This window comes from Chryseobacterium sp. RR2-3-20 (assembly GCF_017808115.1).
GTDB lineage: Bacteria > Bacteroidota > Bacteroidia > Flavobacteriales > Weeksellaceae > Chryseobacterium > Chryseobacterium oryzae.
In genome coordinates this window covers 58,002-73,692 of sequence record NZ_JADQBD010000003.1, presented here as the reverse complement: position 1 = coordinate 73,692, position 15,691 = coordinate 58,002, and the positions used below count along the sequence as shown (strand labels likewise).

Annotated in this window: 13 protein-coding genes; 8 read left to right on the top strand and 5 right to left on the bottom strand. The window is 34.5% G+C overall.

Translation table 11 applies throughout. The features are described 5' to 3' along the window. The first annotated feature begins 17 nt into the window (after positions 1-17). Positions 18-2,609, top strand: a complete 2,592-nt coding sequence (gene mutS, locus IV513_RS01445; RefSeq protein ID WP_209388736.1) for a DNA mismatch repair protein MutS — start codon at positions 18-20, stop codon at positions 2,607-2,609. 4 nt (positions 2,610-2,613) lie between these two features. On the opposite strand, the gene IV513_RS01440 is transcribed toward mutS, so the two are convergent. Together IV513_RS01440 and IV513_RS01435 are read right to left on the bottom strand one after the other, a co-directional pair. Further along, positions 2,614-3,057 carry an energy transducer TonB gene (locus IV513_RS01440; protein ID WP_209388735.1) on the bottom strand — a complete coding sequence of 148 codons (444 nt, stop codon included), beginning with the start codon at positions 3,055-3,057 and terminating at the stop codon, positions 2,614-2,616. A 56-nt stretch (positions 3,058-3,113) separates the two neighbouring features. Then, on the bottom strand, positions 3,114-3,989 hold the full coding sequence (locus tag IV513_RS01435; RefSeq protein WP_209388734.1) for an energy transducer TonB: 876 nt from the start codon (positions 3,987-3,989) through the stop codon (positions 3,114-3,116). Positions 3,990-4,109: 120 nt separating this feature from the next. Between IV513_RS01435 and IV513_RS01430 the strand changes: the two genes are divergently transcribed. Further along, positions 4,110-4,472 carry a DUF2809 domain-containing protein gene (locus IV513_RS01430; RefSeq protein WP_317196392.1) on the top strand — a complete coding sequence of 121 codons (363 nt, stop codon included), beginning with the start codon at positions 4,110-4,112 and terminating at the stop codon, positions 4,470-4,472. A 40-nt stretch (positions 4,473-4,512) separates the two neighbouring features. Here IV513_RS01430 and IV513_RS01425 read toward each other — a convergent pair whose 3' ends face one another. The 3 genes from IV513_RS01425 to IV513_RS01415 are packed head-to-tail and all read right to left on the bottom strand — an operon-like array spanning position 4,513 to position 7,312. After that, positions 4,513-5,433: a YARHG domain-containing protein gene (locus IV513_RS01425; RefSeq protein WP_209388733.1), complete on the bottom strand. Its 921-nt coding sequence runs from the start codon at positions 5,431-5,433 to the stop codon at positions 4,513-4,515. 4 nt (positions 5,434-5,437) lie between these two features. Continuing rightward, positions 5,438-6,076, bottom strand: coding sequence for a DUF2306 domain-containing protein (locus tag IV513_RS01420; protein WP_209388732.1), 639 nt, complete (start codon positions 6,074-6,076; stop codon positions 5,438-5,440). Between the two features lie 33 nt (positions 6,077-6,109). Then, positions 6,110-7,312 (bottom strand): NAD(P)/FAD-dependent oxidoreductase, encoded by a 1,203-nt coding sequence (locus tag IV513_RS01415; protein ID WP_209388731.1) that lies wholly within the window; start codon positions 7,310-7,312, stop codon positions 6,110-6,112. Positions 7,313-7,590: 278 nt separating this feature from the next. On the opposite strand from IV513_RS01415, the gene IV513_RS01410 reads away from it, so the two are divergent. The 6 genes from IV513_RS01410 to feoB all read left to right on the top strand — a co-directional run bounded on the left by IV513_RS01410 (position 7,591) and on the right by feoB (position 15,642). Next, positions 7,591-8,085 carry a thioesterase family protein gene (locus IV513_RS01410; RefSeq protein ID WP_209388730.1) on the top strand — a complete coding sequence of 165 codons (495 nt, stop codon included), beginning with the start codon at positions 7,591-7,593 and terminating at the stop codon, positions 8,083-8,085. Positions 8,086-8,158: 73 nt separating this feature from the next. Beyond that, the gene (thiL, locus tag IV513_RS01405; protein ID WP_209388729.1) at positions 8,159-9,223 is read left to right on the top strand and encodes a thiamine-phosphate kinase; all 1,065 of its coding nucleotides are present in this window, start codon (positions 8,159-8,161) and stop codon (positions 9,221-9,223) included. A gap of 305 nt (positions 9,224-9,528) precedes the next feature. Then, entirely contained in the window at positions 9,529-12,231 is a 2,703-nt protein-coding gene (locus IV513_RS01400) for a carboxypeptidase-like regulatory domain-containing protein (RefSeq protein ID WP_209388728.1), read from the top strand. 128 nt (positions 12,232-12,359) lie between these two features. Further along, a complete protein-coding gene (locus IV513_RS01395) occupies positions 12,360-13,271 on the top strand; it encodes a GLPGLI family protein (RefSeq protein ID WP_209388727.1) in 912 nt (303 codons plus the stop codon). A 156-nt stretch (positions 13,272-13,427) separates the two neighbouring features. Continuing rightward, complete coding sequence (locus tag IV513_RS01390) at positions 13,428-13,685, top strand: FeoA family protein (RefSeq protein WP_209388767.1); 258 nt, start codon at positions 13,428-13,430, stop codon at positions 13,683-13,685. Then, positions 13,672-15,642: a ferrous iron transport protein B gene (feoB, locus tag IV513_RS01385; RefSeq protein ID WP_209388726.1), complete on the top strand. Its 1,971-nt coding sequence runs from the start codon at positions 13,672-13,674 to the stop codon at positions 15,640-15,642. The genes IV513_RS01390 and feoB overlap by 14 nt, the downstream gene beginning before the upstream one ends. Positions 15,643-15,691: the final 49 nt, after the last annotated feature.

Sequence of the window (15,691 nt, the reverse complement as noted above, 5' to 3'; positions counted from 1 at the left end):
TTGTAAGACAGATTGTAATGGCAAAAGCAGCGAAAAAAGAAACCCCTTTAATGACTCAGTATAACACCATCAAGGCGAAATATCCGGATGCACTTTTGCTGTTCAGAGTAGGAGATTTTTACGAAACTTTTGGGCAGGATGCTGTAAAAACATCACAGATTTTAGGAATTGTTTTAACGAAAAGAGCCAATGGAGAAGGGCATATAGAGCTTGCTGGATTTCCGCATCATTCTGTAGATTCTTATTTGCCGAAGCTTGTGAGAGCAGGGATGAGAGTTGCCATTTGTGACCAGTTGGAAGATCCTAAATCGGTAAAAGGAATCGTAAAGCGTGGCGTTACGGAGCTGGTAACTCCGGGAGTAACGTTCAACGATCAGGTTTTAATGTCGAAGAAAAATAATTTTCTTCTATCGCTTCACAAAGAAAAAGAAAAATACGGAATTGCTTTGGTAGATATTTCTACGGGAGAATTTCTGGTAAGTGAAGGTAATTTGGAAAAACTCCTGCATATCGTAAGCACATTCGATCCTAGTGAGATTATTTACCAACGCAGTGTTCAGATTCCGGAGCAACTTAAGAATAAAAATGTTTTTAAGCTTGAAGATTGGGCTTATCAATATAATTTTGCATACGAGAAACTTACCAATCATTTTAAAACCAATTCTTTAAAAGGTTTTGGGGTAGAAAATTCTCAATTGGCGATTACAGCAGCAGGAGCTATTTTCGCCTATCTTGTGGAAGATACTCATCACAACTTATTGGCGCATATTACCAAAATTCAGGTAATTCCGCAGGAAGATTATCTGATGATGGATCATTTTACGCTCAGAAATTTAGAAATCGTTTATCCGAGCAATGCCAAAGGGAAATCACTTTTGGATATTGTAGATAAAACGTCTACACCAATGGGTGGAAGGCTTTTAAGAAGAAGAATTATACTTCCTTTAAAATCGGTTCATGAGATTAACAGAAGGCTTTCTTTAATAGATTTTCTCAACGAAAACGATCATCTAAAGTACGAAATCTCTGTTTTGCTCCGTTCAATTTCAGATTTAGACCGATTAATGGGAAAGCTGGCTGCCGAAAAAATTTCTCCTAAAGAATTGGGATATCTTCGACAAAGTCTTATCAATATTCAGAAAATTAAATCTTTACTGCATCCTCATGCAGATGTTTTAGCATGGTTGGAACCGATAAATAATTTGGATGAACTCATTGTTTTACTGGAAAATCATTTGAATGATGAACTTCCCGTAAGTCTTGCCAAAGGAAATGTAATTAAAGAAAATATTTCGGTTGAGTTAGATCATCTTCGTGGGCTTCAAAGTAAAGGAAGAGGATTTTTGGATGAAATGTGCCAAAGAGAAATAGAAAGAACAGGTATTTCTAGTCTGAAAATAGATTTTAATAACGTCTTCGGATATTTTATTGAGGTTCGAAATACCCACAAAGACAAAGTACCTGCCGAATGGCTGAGAAAGCAAACGTTGGTGAATGCAGAGCGGTATATTACAGAAGAGCTGAAAGAATACGAAAATCAGATTCTAGGTGCAGAAGAAAAAATTAGTGTTTTGGAAAATGAACTTTACCGAAAAGTTTGTTCTGATACTATGATTTATATTGATAAAATTCAGGAAAATTCTACTATCATTGCACAGTTGGATGTAGCTGTCGGATTATCTGAACTGGCTGTATCTGAAAGCTATACCAAACCGATCCTGAATGAAAATTTTTCTATCGATCTGAAAGAAGCAAGACACCCGATTATAGAAAATGCACTTCCGTTAGGCGAAAAGTACATCCCGAATGATATTTTTTTAGATAAAGATTCTCAGCAGATTATCATGGTTACAGGACCCAACATGGCGGGGAAATCTGCCATCTTGCGTCAGACTGCAATTGTGTGTCTTTTGGCTCAGATAGGAAGCTTTGTACCTGCAAAACATGCAGAAATAGGAGTTTTAGATAAAATTTTTACCAGAGTAGGAGCAAGTGATAACATCTCTGCGGGCGAATCTACTTTTATGGTTGAAATGAATGAAGCGGCGAATATTCTTAATAATATTTCGGAAAGAAGCCTGATTCTTCTGGACGAAATCGGACGCGGAACGTCTACCTACGATGGTGTTTCTATTGCATGGGCAATTGCAGAATACCTTCACCAACATCCTACACAGGCTAAAACTTTGTTTGCCACCCATTATCATGAACTGAATGAGATGACCGTGAATTTTGAAAGAATTAAAAATTTTCATGTTTCTATTCAGGAAAATAAAGGAAATATAATTTTCCTCAGAAAACTTGTTCCGGGTGGAAGTGAACACAGTTTTGGTATTCACGTAGCAAAATTGGCAGGAATGCCATCAAAAGTAGTGAACAGAGCCAATGAAATTTTAAAAACCCTTGAAGCAAGCCGTTCTCAAAGTGGAGGATCTTCAGAAAGCATTAAAAGAGTGACGGAAGAAAATATGCAGTTATCATTTTTTCAGCTAGACGATCCTGTTTTGGAAAATATTCGGGAAGAACTTACAAAAATCGACATCAATACATTGACACCGATTGAAGCTTTAATGAAGTTGAATTCAATTAAAAAAATGATTGGAGGATAAAATTTTAACTGATTTTTATTGTTAAAGGTATTTTATATCGGCTTCTTACAGCTTGTCCTTTAATTTTACCCGGTTTCCATTTGTCTTTAATGCTTCGTACCGCTTTTTTAACTTCGGCATTGAATTTTTCGTTGGAGCCGCTTACTTTTACATCGGTCATACTGCCGTCTCTTTCTATGATGAAACTTATTAAAGCTTTGAGATCGTTTTCTCCATTTTCAGGGTGAAAAGCATTGGTGTCGACAGCATTCTGGAATTGAGTTCTAAAAGCTGAAATTCCTTCAGGAAAATCGGGCATTACATCTGGATTTTCATAAACTATCAGGAAATCTATGGGCTTATTCTTGTCCTCTTGAGAAACCGGAAGAGGCACTTCCGTGGAGTTAACAACTTGCCCAAAAGCGGTAATGCTAAAAATTAAAGCTATTGCGGTAATAATATATTTCATAAGTTTTCCCAGGTAATTATTTAACTTATTGGATATTGTCCAGAAACCAATGCAATTTAATCATACTTTTTGCTAACCAAAGGGAAGTAAAAAAGATACCGTACAGGTTTCCCATTTATTGTGGCTGGTTTCCAACGTTCAGTTAATCTACTGATTCCTAATTCTGCTTCTTTAACGTGTTTTTTGTTTTTTCCTACTGCGGTAACATTTCTTACATAACCGTTTTCTTCAACAATAAAATAAAGATGTACATCTAATTTTTCATTGTTTTTAAGATTCAGGGTTTCAATAACTTCAAAATATTTTCTTTTAAAAGCTTTCATTCCGTTAGGGAATTCGGGTGCTGTATCTGCTTTAGAGACGACCCCTTTTAGATCAAAAACGGTTTTTAGATAATTCAGATCAGGAATTTCGGCTGCATTAATATTCTGAAGCTTACTATTTTCGTCTTCTTTGTTGTCCTCAATAAAAGTTTCTGTCGAAACAGGAAAAACCATAAGATACCTTACTGCTTGATTTTTAATGGTAGCAGGTTTCCAGCGTTCAAAAACTTTCTGCATTGCTGTTTCTGCATCTTTATTCAGTTTTTTATTTGGAGAAATTGCGATGTAATTTCTTACGTATCCCGTTTTTTCTACAATAAAATAAAGACGTACATTATCTTTTTTAGAATGAGATGCTTTATAAAATTCAAAAAATCTTTTTCTGAATTGTTTCATTCCACCCACAAATTCAGGTGTTGTATCTGCACTTAATGCAACATCTTTCAGGTCGAATTTTTTCTTTAAAAAATCTAAATCTGTAGCAGATATTGAATCTGAAACCGGAATTGTATTTATCTCGGGATTTTTTGAGGCAACCGAAGCAGAATCTTGTGCAGATAAGAAAACACTGCTAATTACTGCAATAGAAATTAGGATGGTTTTAATCATTTTGTTTTTAATTGTGGAATTTTTAAATCAGGATTTGATTCCAGTTAATGGTTGCAAAGTTAAGATATTTAGAATTATTTGTAATTTGTTTTATATTTACATTACAGTAACATTTTAAAAATGGTGGAAAACGAAGGTTTGGATTTCAAACTAAAATTCAGCATCCCTTTTTTTGTTCTTACAATTTTGCTTTTTTTAGTAGAGGTTTTAATCGCGACAAAGCTTAGAGATGTTTTTTTTGTGCGTGCCTATTTAGGGGATGTAATTGTTGTAATATTGCTTTATACTTTTGTTAGGACTTTTTTACAAATAGACAGAGAAAAACTGATTGTAGGGATTTTTATTTTCTCGTGTCTGGTAGAGTTTGCACAATATTTTAATATTGCCGAAAAATTAGGCTTCCAACCGGGAAGCCTAATGTACATTGTTATCGGAAATTCTTTCTCGTGGATAGATATTTTGTGTTTGCAGTTGGATGTCTGATTGTTTATACCTCCCTCCAATTCAGGAAAAAGGGTTAAGATTATCTCCCAAACTGGTCATACTTATCTTCTGCGTATTGAATAAAACGGTTCAGTAAGGCAACATTGTCTTTTTCCAAGGGAGTAAGCTCGCCATCCACATTGTTAGAAATCGGAATATACCAGTCTGTCTGCTCAAAAAAATATCGGTACGTAGGTTTTTTAAATGCATAGCCGTGTCTTGCAAAAACTGCATTTTTAATAATTTCCATATCGAGTTTTCTGAGGTTTTTTAAGTCTTTTTCGGTAAGCTTTTGCCTGGAAGCATTGATCTTAAATATGGCTTTAGAAGCAGACCTGTTTTTTGAGGCGGTAAAAGTTTCGGTTTTCCCGGTTTCTTCATCCGTATATTTTTCTTTAGAATATTTGGTATTTTCCCAGTCTACCACATCAGAATTTTCATCCAGCATAAAGTTGGGATTATAAACAAACTCTTTTTTAATCAGCTTCAGATTTTTCAAAGGTGCTTTTACTGCAGACTTGTTGAAGGCAGTCCATTTTCCGGTGATACTGTCGTTTTTGAGCTTCACTTCAAACCTTCCGTCAGTTTTATCATTTCCGGGTTCATCCAAAACAAAAGTTTGGGAACCTTCATTAAAAACCCCTCTGAAAGGTCTTTGAGCTCCATCTACAATGCTTTGTCCATAAACGCTGTCTTTGGTAATCCTGTTGATTTTTAATGAGATTTTTTTGTAATCAATTCCATCATAATACTCTTTCGTCTCGCTGTCATACACTTGACCTCTCCCCTCAAAATCGCCCATGTAAATACCGTAATACTCTTTATGTACTTCGGGAATGATTACAGAATCTTTCTTTACAGCTAAGCTGTCTTTAGACTTCTCATTTGTTTCTGTCTCTTTTTTACAGGAAGATAAACTGATGACAAAAAGGGCGATTAAAGAAATTTTTAAAATTTTCATATAATTAAATGTGTTTTTTTAAAATTAAATATTCTATTAAAATAATGTTTGGAACCCAACCCAGCCACGCTATGATTTGATAGACATCCATCGGGTTCGGGTGGAATAAATATACAATAATTACTTTCCACATTCTCAAGGTAATGGCAGAAATTGTGAGTGCAAAACTTCGCCACATCCATTTTTTATGTTCTGTAAATTTTTTCTGTCGGGCAAATTGATAAGCTTTAAACGTTGAGAACCACCATAAACTCCCCAAAATCACAAATGAAATTTTAGAAAGAAATCCTCCATTGGCAAAAACACCCATATAAATTCCTGATGGAGCTGCAAATAAAAGAATCAGAAAAACATATATTTTCCCTGTGCTTTTATGGAAATTTTTCACACCAAAATCTTTTCTGAGAATGGCTAAAAAACCGGTTAGTAGAACAAAAATACTTGTGTAAACGTGAGTGTAAAAAAAATAAAGATATTCTGGTCTGTCTGTAACTTCAGTTTGTTTAATCATTAAAAAACTTACATCACTTTTCAAAGGAATATATTCGAAGGTAATTTTCAACATCAGCCAAAAGAAATATCCGAACCCGATAATTAAAAGGGTTTTGAATGCATTCGAAATGTTTTTTTTAGCTGAAAGCATATTTTATTAAAATTCTTACGGAAAATAAACTTTTTATAATTGGTTCAAATCCTGTGCAATCAGCCAAGCTTCACTCCAACATGCCTGAAAATTAAATCCGCCGGTTACCGCATCAATATTCAGAACTTCTCCGGCAATATACAAATTAGGCAACAATTTCGAAGACATATTTTTAAAGTTAATCTCTTTTAAATCAGCACCTCCAGCGGTTACAAATTCATCCTTAAAAGTAGATTTTCCGGTAACCTGAAATTTCTTTTTGCATAAATTTTCAAGAATCGTTTGCATTTCTTTGCCTGAAATATTCGCAATTTGTTTATTCAAATCGACTTTTGAAACTTCCAGTATTCTCTGCCAAAAACGATTGGTTACTTCAAATATTTTGGATTGTCCGATAGATTTTTTAGGATTCGATTGTTTAAAATTCTGAAATAGTTCTTCGGCATCATCAAAATCTTTGGAAATAAAATTAACTTCAATTTCAAAGTTGTATTTTACTTTTGCCAGATTAATGGCTTCCCAGGCAGAAATTTTTAAAATTGCAGGTCCCGAAAGTCCCCAATGCGTAATCAAAAGCGGCCCGCTCTCTTCGGTTTTCAGTTTGGGAATGGAGGTTTCTGCCATTTCGAAACTTGTTCCTGCCAAATCTTTCAGCAAATCATCTTTAATATTAAAAGTAAAAAGAGAAGGAGCCAAATCAACGATTTTATGACCTAAATTCTCTATCATTTTTAAAGATTTTGGCGAACTTCCTGTGGTATAAATCACAAAATCTGCTTCAAAATCTCCTAAACTGGTTTTAACCGAATATTTTTCCTCCGTTTTTTCAATCTCTTTAACCGAACATTTCGTTTTCACTTCAACCTTTTTCTGCTGAATTTCATTCAGAAAAGTATTGATAATGGTTTGCGAAGAATTGCTTTCCGGGAAAACTCTGTTATCATTTTCTATTTTCAATGATACTTTTCGTTTTTCGAACCAATCCATCGTGTCTCCCGGCTGGAATTTGGTGAAAACACTTAGCAGTTCTTTGTTTCCGCGAGGATAAAACTGAACCAGCTCTTTTGGATCAAAACAGGCATGAGTTACATTGCAGCGACCACCTCCGGAAATTTTCACTTTCTGAAGAACATCAGAATTCTGTTCCAAAATGGTGATTTTATATTTTTTTTCGTCAAGATTGGCAGCACAGAAAAATCCTGCAGCACCTCCTCCGATAATGATAATTTGTTTCATAATGATTTAATCTTATGCTGAAGATTATTTTTACAAAACTACAATTTTTATAAACCATCTTATTTGAGTAATTTTGGGAATTATAATTTTTGAATTTTAAAAGTAAATTAATAATCACAAGAGCTTTCATATTCATTCAATTTGTCATTCCGTAGGAATCTCTGTTGAAGAAAGGCTATTATTTTTTAGATTCCTGCGGAATGACTAACATAACGTTGATTTTCTAATAAAGAATTTGTGATCTTTTCTTTTAATTCAAACTAAACTATTTATTTAAAATGACTTTTTACCATACATTCGAAGTTCGCTGGAGCGATCTGGATGCCAATAAGCATCTTGCCAATTCGTCTTACGTACAATACTGTGCACAGACCAGAATGGCGTTTATGAAGAAAGAAAAAATGGGCGTTACCCAAATGAGCCGTTGGGGCATTGGCCCTGTAATTATGCACGAAAGATTTTCTTTCTTCAAAGAAATTTTTGCCGACCAAAAGGTAATAGTAAGTCTTGAAATTGATGGTTGTGCAGAAGACGCATCCATTTACCGTTTTGTACATAAATTTTATCTCCCCGATGGTTCTCACTGTGCCACATCTGAAGCAACCGGAGTTTGGATTGATACGATGCTCAGAAAAATGACTTCTCCGCCGGATGATGTAGTGGAAGCGATGAACAAATACAAAACCGCCGAAACCATCCTAATGACAAGAGAAGATTTTAAAAAACTCCCTTTCCGCCCGGAAAATATAGATCCGGCAATTTTTAATAAATAAATGATAATTGATAAATAATGATTGATTTTTTTCAACATTTATCAATTATCCACCATCATATATAATTTAACGTATGTTTGAAGATAAAGAGCAAGAATTAACGCCCATCTCAAAATTAGGAGAATTCGGCTTAATTAAGCATTTAACCGAATTTTTTCCATTATCCAATGAATCTTCGGAGCTTGGAGTGGGAGATGATGCAGCGGTTATAAATCCCGGAAATAAAAAAGTTATCTTAACTACTGATGTTTTGGCAGAAGGGGTTCATTTCAATTTAGGATATGTTCCTTTAAAACATTTGGGATATAAAGCCGTTGTGGTGAACCTCAGCGATATTGCCGCTATGAATGCCACACCCACACAGATTTTGGTTTCTTTAGCCGTTTCTAACCGTTTCCCGGTAGAAGCTTTGGAAGAAATTTATGCCGGAATCCAGACTGCATGTTCTAGATACAAAGTTGATTTAATTGGTGGAGATACAACGAGTTCCAACGCTGGCTTGGTAATGAGCATCACGGCAATCGGAATAGAAAACGATGAAAATATTGTCAAAAGAAATGGTGCAAAACCCAACGATCTTTTGGTGGTAACAGGAGATTTAGGCGGAGCTTATATGGGGCTTCAGATTCTGGAAAGAGAGCACGCCGTTTTTTTGGCTGACCCCAATATGCAGCCTGAAATGGAAGGTTATGATTATATTTTAGAAAGACAATTGAAACCGGAAGCAAGAACAGACGTAAAAGGAATTTTGGAACAGCTGGATATCAAACCAACGTCTATGATTGATATTTCCGATGGTCTGGCTTCAGAAATTCTTCACCTTTCGGATCAGTCAAATGTTGGTTTCAGATTGTATGAAGAAAAAATTCCGATGGATAATCTTACGATTTCCACAGCAGATGAATTTAATTTAAACCCAGTAATGGCGGCATTAAGTGGCGGAGAAGATTATGAATTGCTGTTCACAATTTCGCCTAATGATTTTGATAAAATTAAAAACCATCCGGATTTCACAATTATCGGTCACGCCGTTGAAAAAGAAGACGGTAACTTTATGATTGCAAGAGGCTCTAACCAGTTAGTTGCCTTAACAGCACAGGGTTGGGATGCTTTTTTAGGAAATCAGCAAAATGATTAAAATTTAATTTTAAATATTGTGAAGCCACTGCATTTTGTAGTGGTTTTTTGTTGATTATATTTTTATGAAACGAATTCAAATTGAGTTCGAATGGGCTATAAAAATCAAATCTTATTATAACTATTTTTGTAGTGATAAAATATTATCTTAGCTTTGCTTCAAAATATAAATCTCGGTATTGTGTAACAAAACAGATTTAGTATTAACTAATCATCCAGTTACAATATGAAGAAAATTGTTTTACCAGAGAATGTGAAATATATTCTTCTTTTACCAAGAAAATTTAAATAAATAAAACTCGACATATGAAAATAAAAATTTCTCTTTTTTTGATGTTTTTTTTCTCCATCATTACCTTTGCACAGAAAACGGTAAGCGGTGTAGTTACAGATGAAGACGGAGTAGCAATTCCCAGTGCAAGCGTTACGGTAGAAGAACCGGGAAAAGATGCTATTCTAGCTTATGGAATCACCAATTCTAAAGGTGAATATAAAGTAACTTTCAGTTCATCTGAGTCTAATGTAGATTTAAAAGTTAAGGCATTTAATCAAAGACCGCAGACTAAACAGATCACTAACAGCAATCAGAATATCAGTTTCAAATTACAGCCGGAAGCTACAGAAATTAAAGAAGTAAAGCTGAAAACCAAAATGATTACTTCCCGTGGGGATACCATCGCCTACGATCTTAAGGCATTCGACAGCAAAAGTGACCGTACTTTAGCAGATGTAATGAAGAAAATTCCGGGGATAGAAGTAAAAGCAGATGGTACAATTATGTATCAGGGTAATGCCATTAATAAATTCTATGTTGAAGGAAAAGATCTTATGGAAGGTGGTTATGGAACCATCAGCAACTCGCTTCCTAAAGATGCTGTTGCTAAAGTGGAAGTAATGGAAAATCACCAACCTGTAAAAATGCTTCAGGGTAAAATACCGTCAGATGCAGCCGCTATTAATATTAAACTTAAAAAATCGGTTACCATGACCGGTAGAGGGGAAGTTGGAAGTGGTTTTGGAGATCCTTGGCTATGGAATGTAAAGCTCACGCCTATGTTTTTCAGCAAAAAACAACAATGGGTGCTCAATTACAAAACCAACAATATGGGAGAACAGGTAGAAAATGAAGGAAATATTATAGGATTTGGAAGTTCTTGGGAAGGTCGTAGAGGAAATGCCTCTCAGAACAGTTGGTTGGGTGTAGAAAATGCAAGTGTTCCTAATCTTCCGGTGAGAAGATATTTATTTAATAACGTTCATTATTTGTCTGCAAATTATCTTACCAATATCGATAAAAAACAAGAGTGGGAGCTAAAAACCAACGCCAATTATACCAATAATGCTGTTGAAAGAGAATCTACGACTTACGTAACCGATTTTCAGCAAAAAACAGAGTATGGTTATAAGTTTTTAAATAATTTCTATACAGACAAGCTTAAGGGAGAATTAATTTTCACAAAGAATGCTAAAAAAGGATTTTTTAAAAATGTTACAACATTCTCTCAATTTTGGAATGCCGATAGAGCAGATGCCAACAGATGGGATGTTTCGGGTAACAGATACGGAAACCAGGCAGTACAGTCTCCAACTTCTTCTTTCCAAAACTCGCTAAGTACCATCATTCCGTGGAAAGAAAAAATGGTTAATTTAAAATCGTATATTAACTATCAGGATGATAACCAGACATTACAGATTACACCTGCAGAATACTTGAAAATTCCTTTTATTCAGAATTCGTCATTAACGACAATTCCGTTTGCTCCGGGAAGTATAGCTCTTCAAAATTACAGAATGAAAACGTTAGAAACATCTCATTCTGCCAACATTAGTTTTACTACAAAAGGATGGACGTTTACTCCGCAAGTGGGTGTAGATTTTTCAACAGACAAACTCACTACAAACTTTGATGGCACAACTACAGGGGTAAATGGAGCACCGGATTTTAATAGTCCTCTCTATGACAACGCTCTGAAGTTTACAGAAATTACTCCATCTGCTTCCGTAGGAATTAATTATAAAAATGATGCTTGGAGCTTGTTTTCGAACATTCCTGTAAATTTTAACAGCATTAAAGCAGAAGATCCAACTAGAAACGTAAACAAATCTTTAAACAAAACTACTTTTACACCTAATATTTTTGTACAGTATAGTTTCGCATCGTTCTTTAAAGCAAGTGCAAGCGGAAATATCAGTAATAATTTTGGAGATATTCAAACGGCTTATGCGGGATATATTCTTACAAGTCCGGGAGGCTTTAATGTGATGAATGCCAATAATCCTATTCCGCAGACAACTTCAAAAAGTGCAGGAGGTAGATTAGAGTATAGAAACCCATTGAATAATTTATTCTTTAATGCGGGGTATAGGGTAAGCAATTCTAAGAATAACTTATTGGCGTCTAGCAGAGTTAATTCATCTGGTTTCAGTGTTATCGAATATATTGAAAGCGAAAACAGCCGCGATACCAATACTTTGTATGGTGAGATTGGCAAATATTTCCCTAAATTCAAAACAAATGCATCTGTTACTTTTAACCAGTCTAACACAACGTCGCAACAACTTAGAAATAATGATTTTATCGATAACAAAAATGTAGGAAATACTTTAGGTTTTAAATTCAACAACACCTATTTTTCTTGGATGAGTGTAGATTTTAATGCTTCTAAAGGCTGGACTAAGCAAGAAAACGGAATTCAGAACAATAAAACAGAAAGCTACAACCATAATTTGAGTGTATTCTTATATCCAATGGAAAATCATACGTTAGGGTTTTACTGGGATCAGATCAATTCTAATTTCGGAGATACAAAATACAAGAATGCTTTCTACGATTTGTCTTACCAGTTTAGCTGGGCAAGTAAAAAAATTGATTTTGAATTGAAATGGATGAATATTGCCAACAGAAAAGTTTTTGAAAGAATAGATCTGAATTTGGCAACGGTGTCGCAAACTACCATGCAACTTCGCCCAAGTCAGGTGATGTTTTCTGTAAAATTCAACTTTAAATAAAATATTATAACCAACTCTGAAAAGGGTTGGTTTTTTCTTAAAATAAAAACTTAAAAGCTGTAACAATTTCTAAAAAACAAATACTAATCTTCAAAAGATATTAATACAACGTAATTAAAAATAGACCTATGAAAAAAATATTATCATTATTAATGGTTGCTGTATTTGCCTTCTCTAATGCCCAGGAAAAGGAAAGTTCTAACCGTTTTTTTTATGAATTAACTTTTAAGCCTAAAAAAGACTCAACTAAGCTGGATAAAGTGATTACCGTTTTGGATATTACAAATAAAGACAGATCTGTTTATCAGGATTATACAGTAATTTCTCAGGATTCTATTACTAAAGTAGAAATAGAAGCCATGCAGAAAGCTGGTGTTTATAAAGATCTTTCGAAGTCCCTGAAAACGCCGAAATTTTCTGCAAGAATTCACAAGTATTATCCGGGGATGAAAATAGAGTATATCGACAAAGTTGCCAACGGAATGACACCAGTGAATATTGCTTATACAGAAGATTTAAAATTCAACTGGAAAATTTCTAATGAAAAGCAAAAAATAGGAGAGTATAACACCCAAAAAGCGACTACAGATTTTGGAGGCAGAAAATGGACAGCTTGGTTCTCTACAGATTTGCCTTTTCCAGATGGTCCTTATAAATTCTGGGGGCTTCCTGGGTTAATTGTGAAAATAGAAGACGATGCAAAAAATTACTCTTGGATCTTGCAGGGTAATAAAAAAGTAGATGATTATAAAGAATTTTCTTACATGGAAACGCTTGCACAAGCTACCGGAGGAAAACCAAAAGATTTAACAAGAGAAAAATTCGAAAAAACGTTCAGCGATTTTAAAAAAGATCCTTTTGCATCTGTAAGACCGATGATGAATCAGGCAATGCTTTCTCAACCAGTACCGGGAACAGATGGAACAGTAGGAGATCTTATTAAAAAGCAGGAGAAAATGTATAAAGATTTCTATAATGCGAATGATAATCCTATAGAAGCAACTTACAACAAAACTTCTGCGGCAGTAATAGAGAAATAAATCTCTTAGATACTACATTCTTATTCAACTAAATTATATTTTAATTAAACCCAGATACTATTACAGTATTTGGGTTTATTTATTTATTGTTTCGCTATTTAGATTAAATTTAAATAACGTATATTTGCAGTTACAAAAATTTTTATTTTGCAAGACATCACTTTACTTAGCCTCAGTAGTTTTCCTAAAAATACATTAGGGGAAATTATAGGTTATGATAATGACGGAATGGATATGCCTGTGAAAATTATAGAAATGGGAATTCTACCTCATACAGTTTTCAAAATCCTTTATCAGGCTCCTTTCAACGGACCTTTGTATGTTGAATTTGGTGAAGAAAAAAGCAGAATAGCACTCCGCCCCGAAGAGGCAGATTTTATTATTGTAGAAGAATTGATAGATGCAGGAAAATAGCCACAAAAAAATACTTTTAGTTGGAAACCCGAATGTTGGGAAATCTACACTTTTCAACGCTCTGTCCAATAAAAAGCAAAAAACCGGAAACTATGCCGGAGTTACCGTTTCGAGCCATTCCGGAAAATACACATTCAATAACGAAGAAGTAGAGATTATAGATCTACCGGGATCTTACAGTATTTATCCCACTTCAGAAGATGAAGCTATTTTATCTAAATTCTTGCTGGAAAATAAGCAGGATTATTCTGGGATCATCTATATTCTAGAGGCGTTGAGTGTAAAAAGAGGACTGCTCCTTTTTCAGCAGATTCAGGATTTGGGAGTTCCCACAATTTTAATTCTCAATCAGATTGATCAGGCAGAAAGAAGAGGAATTCATATCGATGTAGACCAACTTTCTTCTAAACTGAATGTAAAGGTTATTAAAACCAATGCTAAAGAACATTTAGGCATAGATATTATTAAAGAAGCTATTTTTAATAATGATTTTATCGCTGCAGAAAGCCAATCGTTCAAGATACCTTCAGAGCATCACGAAAAATTATCAGGAAATCAGTATAAAGATTGGCTGGATGTTACTTTCAACAAAATTAGAAAAGATAAAAGTTTAAATCCTAAAAGATTACAGGTTCAGGAAACGGTAAGAAGATATCAGAAAATTGATGATGTTTTGAATGAAGTAATATCCAAAAAACCTGAATTTAAGCAGCTTCTTACAGATAAATTAGATAAACTTCTTGTACATCCTGTTTTTGGATATTTATTTTTTCTGCTGGTGCTTTTGGTTATTTTTCAGAGCGTATTTTTTATCGCAGAATATCCTATGAACTTGATTGATGAGTTTTTTGGATGGCTTTCGGATACATCGGCAGAACATCTTCCGGCGGGACCAATCAATTCATTGGTTTCCAAAGGGATTATTCCCGGATTAGGAGGTATTATTGTTTTTGCTCCGCAGATTGGTATTTTATTGTATTTTCTTTATTTGCTGGAAGATTCCGGATATATGTCTAGAGTTATATTTTTAATGGACAGAATTCTCCGCCCTTTCGGTCTGAACGGAAAAAGCATTGTTCCGCTCGTGTCGGGAACGGCTTGTGCAATTCCTGCAGTTATTTCAACAAGAAATATAGAGAATCTTAAAGAAAGATTGCTTACCATTCTGGTAACCCCTTTTATGACTTGTTCTGCAAGATTGCCTGTTTACAGCATAATTATAGGACTCATTATTTCAGATAAAACGATTTTCGGAATTCATTATAAAGCTTTGGTGCTTTTAGGAATGTATTTGTTAGGGTTTTTTGTTGCCCTTTTATCTGCGTTTATTTTGAAGCATTTTATTAAAGAAGAAAAGAAAACGTACTTGGTAATGGATCTTCCTACATATAAAAAACCTTTGTTCGGAAACGATTTAAAATTGGTTTTAGGAAAAGTTTGGGAATTTATTACCGGAGCAGGAAAGATTATTTTTGTAGTAAGTATCATCGTTTGGGTTTTAAGCTATTTTGGGCCTAAACAAAAACCCGAAGAATGGGTTTCAGCCGATGTCTCATTAGATCATTCTTATCTTGCGAGAATGGGAAAGGTTATAGAACCCGCTATTGCACCGTTGGGATACGACTGGAAGATGGGAGTAGGAATTCTTACGAGTTTTGTAGCACGGGAAGTTTTTGTAGGAACTATGTCTACTTTATACAGTCTGGATGATGATGTTCCTGAAGGAAAAGTGATCGATAAAATGCGGCATGATGTAAAACCGAATGGAGAAAAAGTTTTCAGTTTTGCAACAGGAATTTCTATTCTCTTATTTTACGCATTTGCTATGCAGTGCGTATCTACAATTGCTGTAGTGTACAAAGAAACTAAAAGTTTTAAATGGACAGCTTTGCAGTTGGTTATGATGACCGGTTTGGCATATTTTGTGTCGATGATTGTATATCAAACGTTAAAGTAAAATGAATAATTCGATGGTTTTTCAATATATAATAGTTGCGTTGATAGTA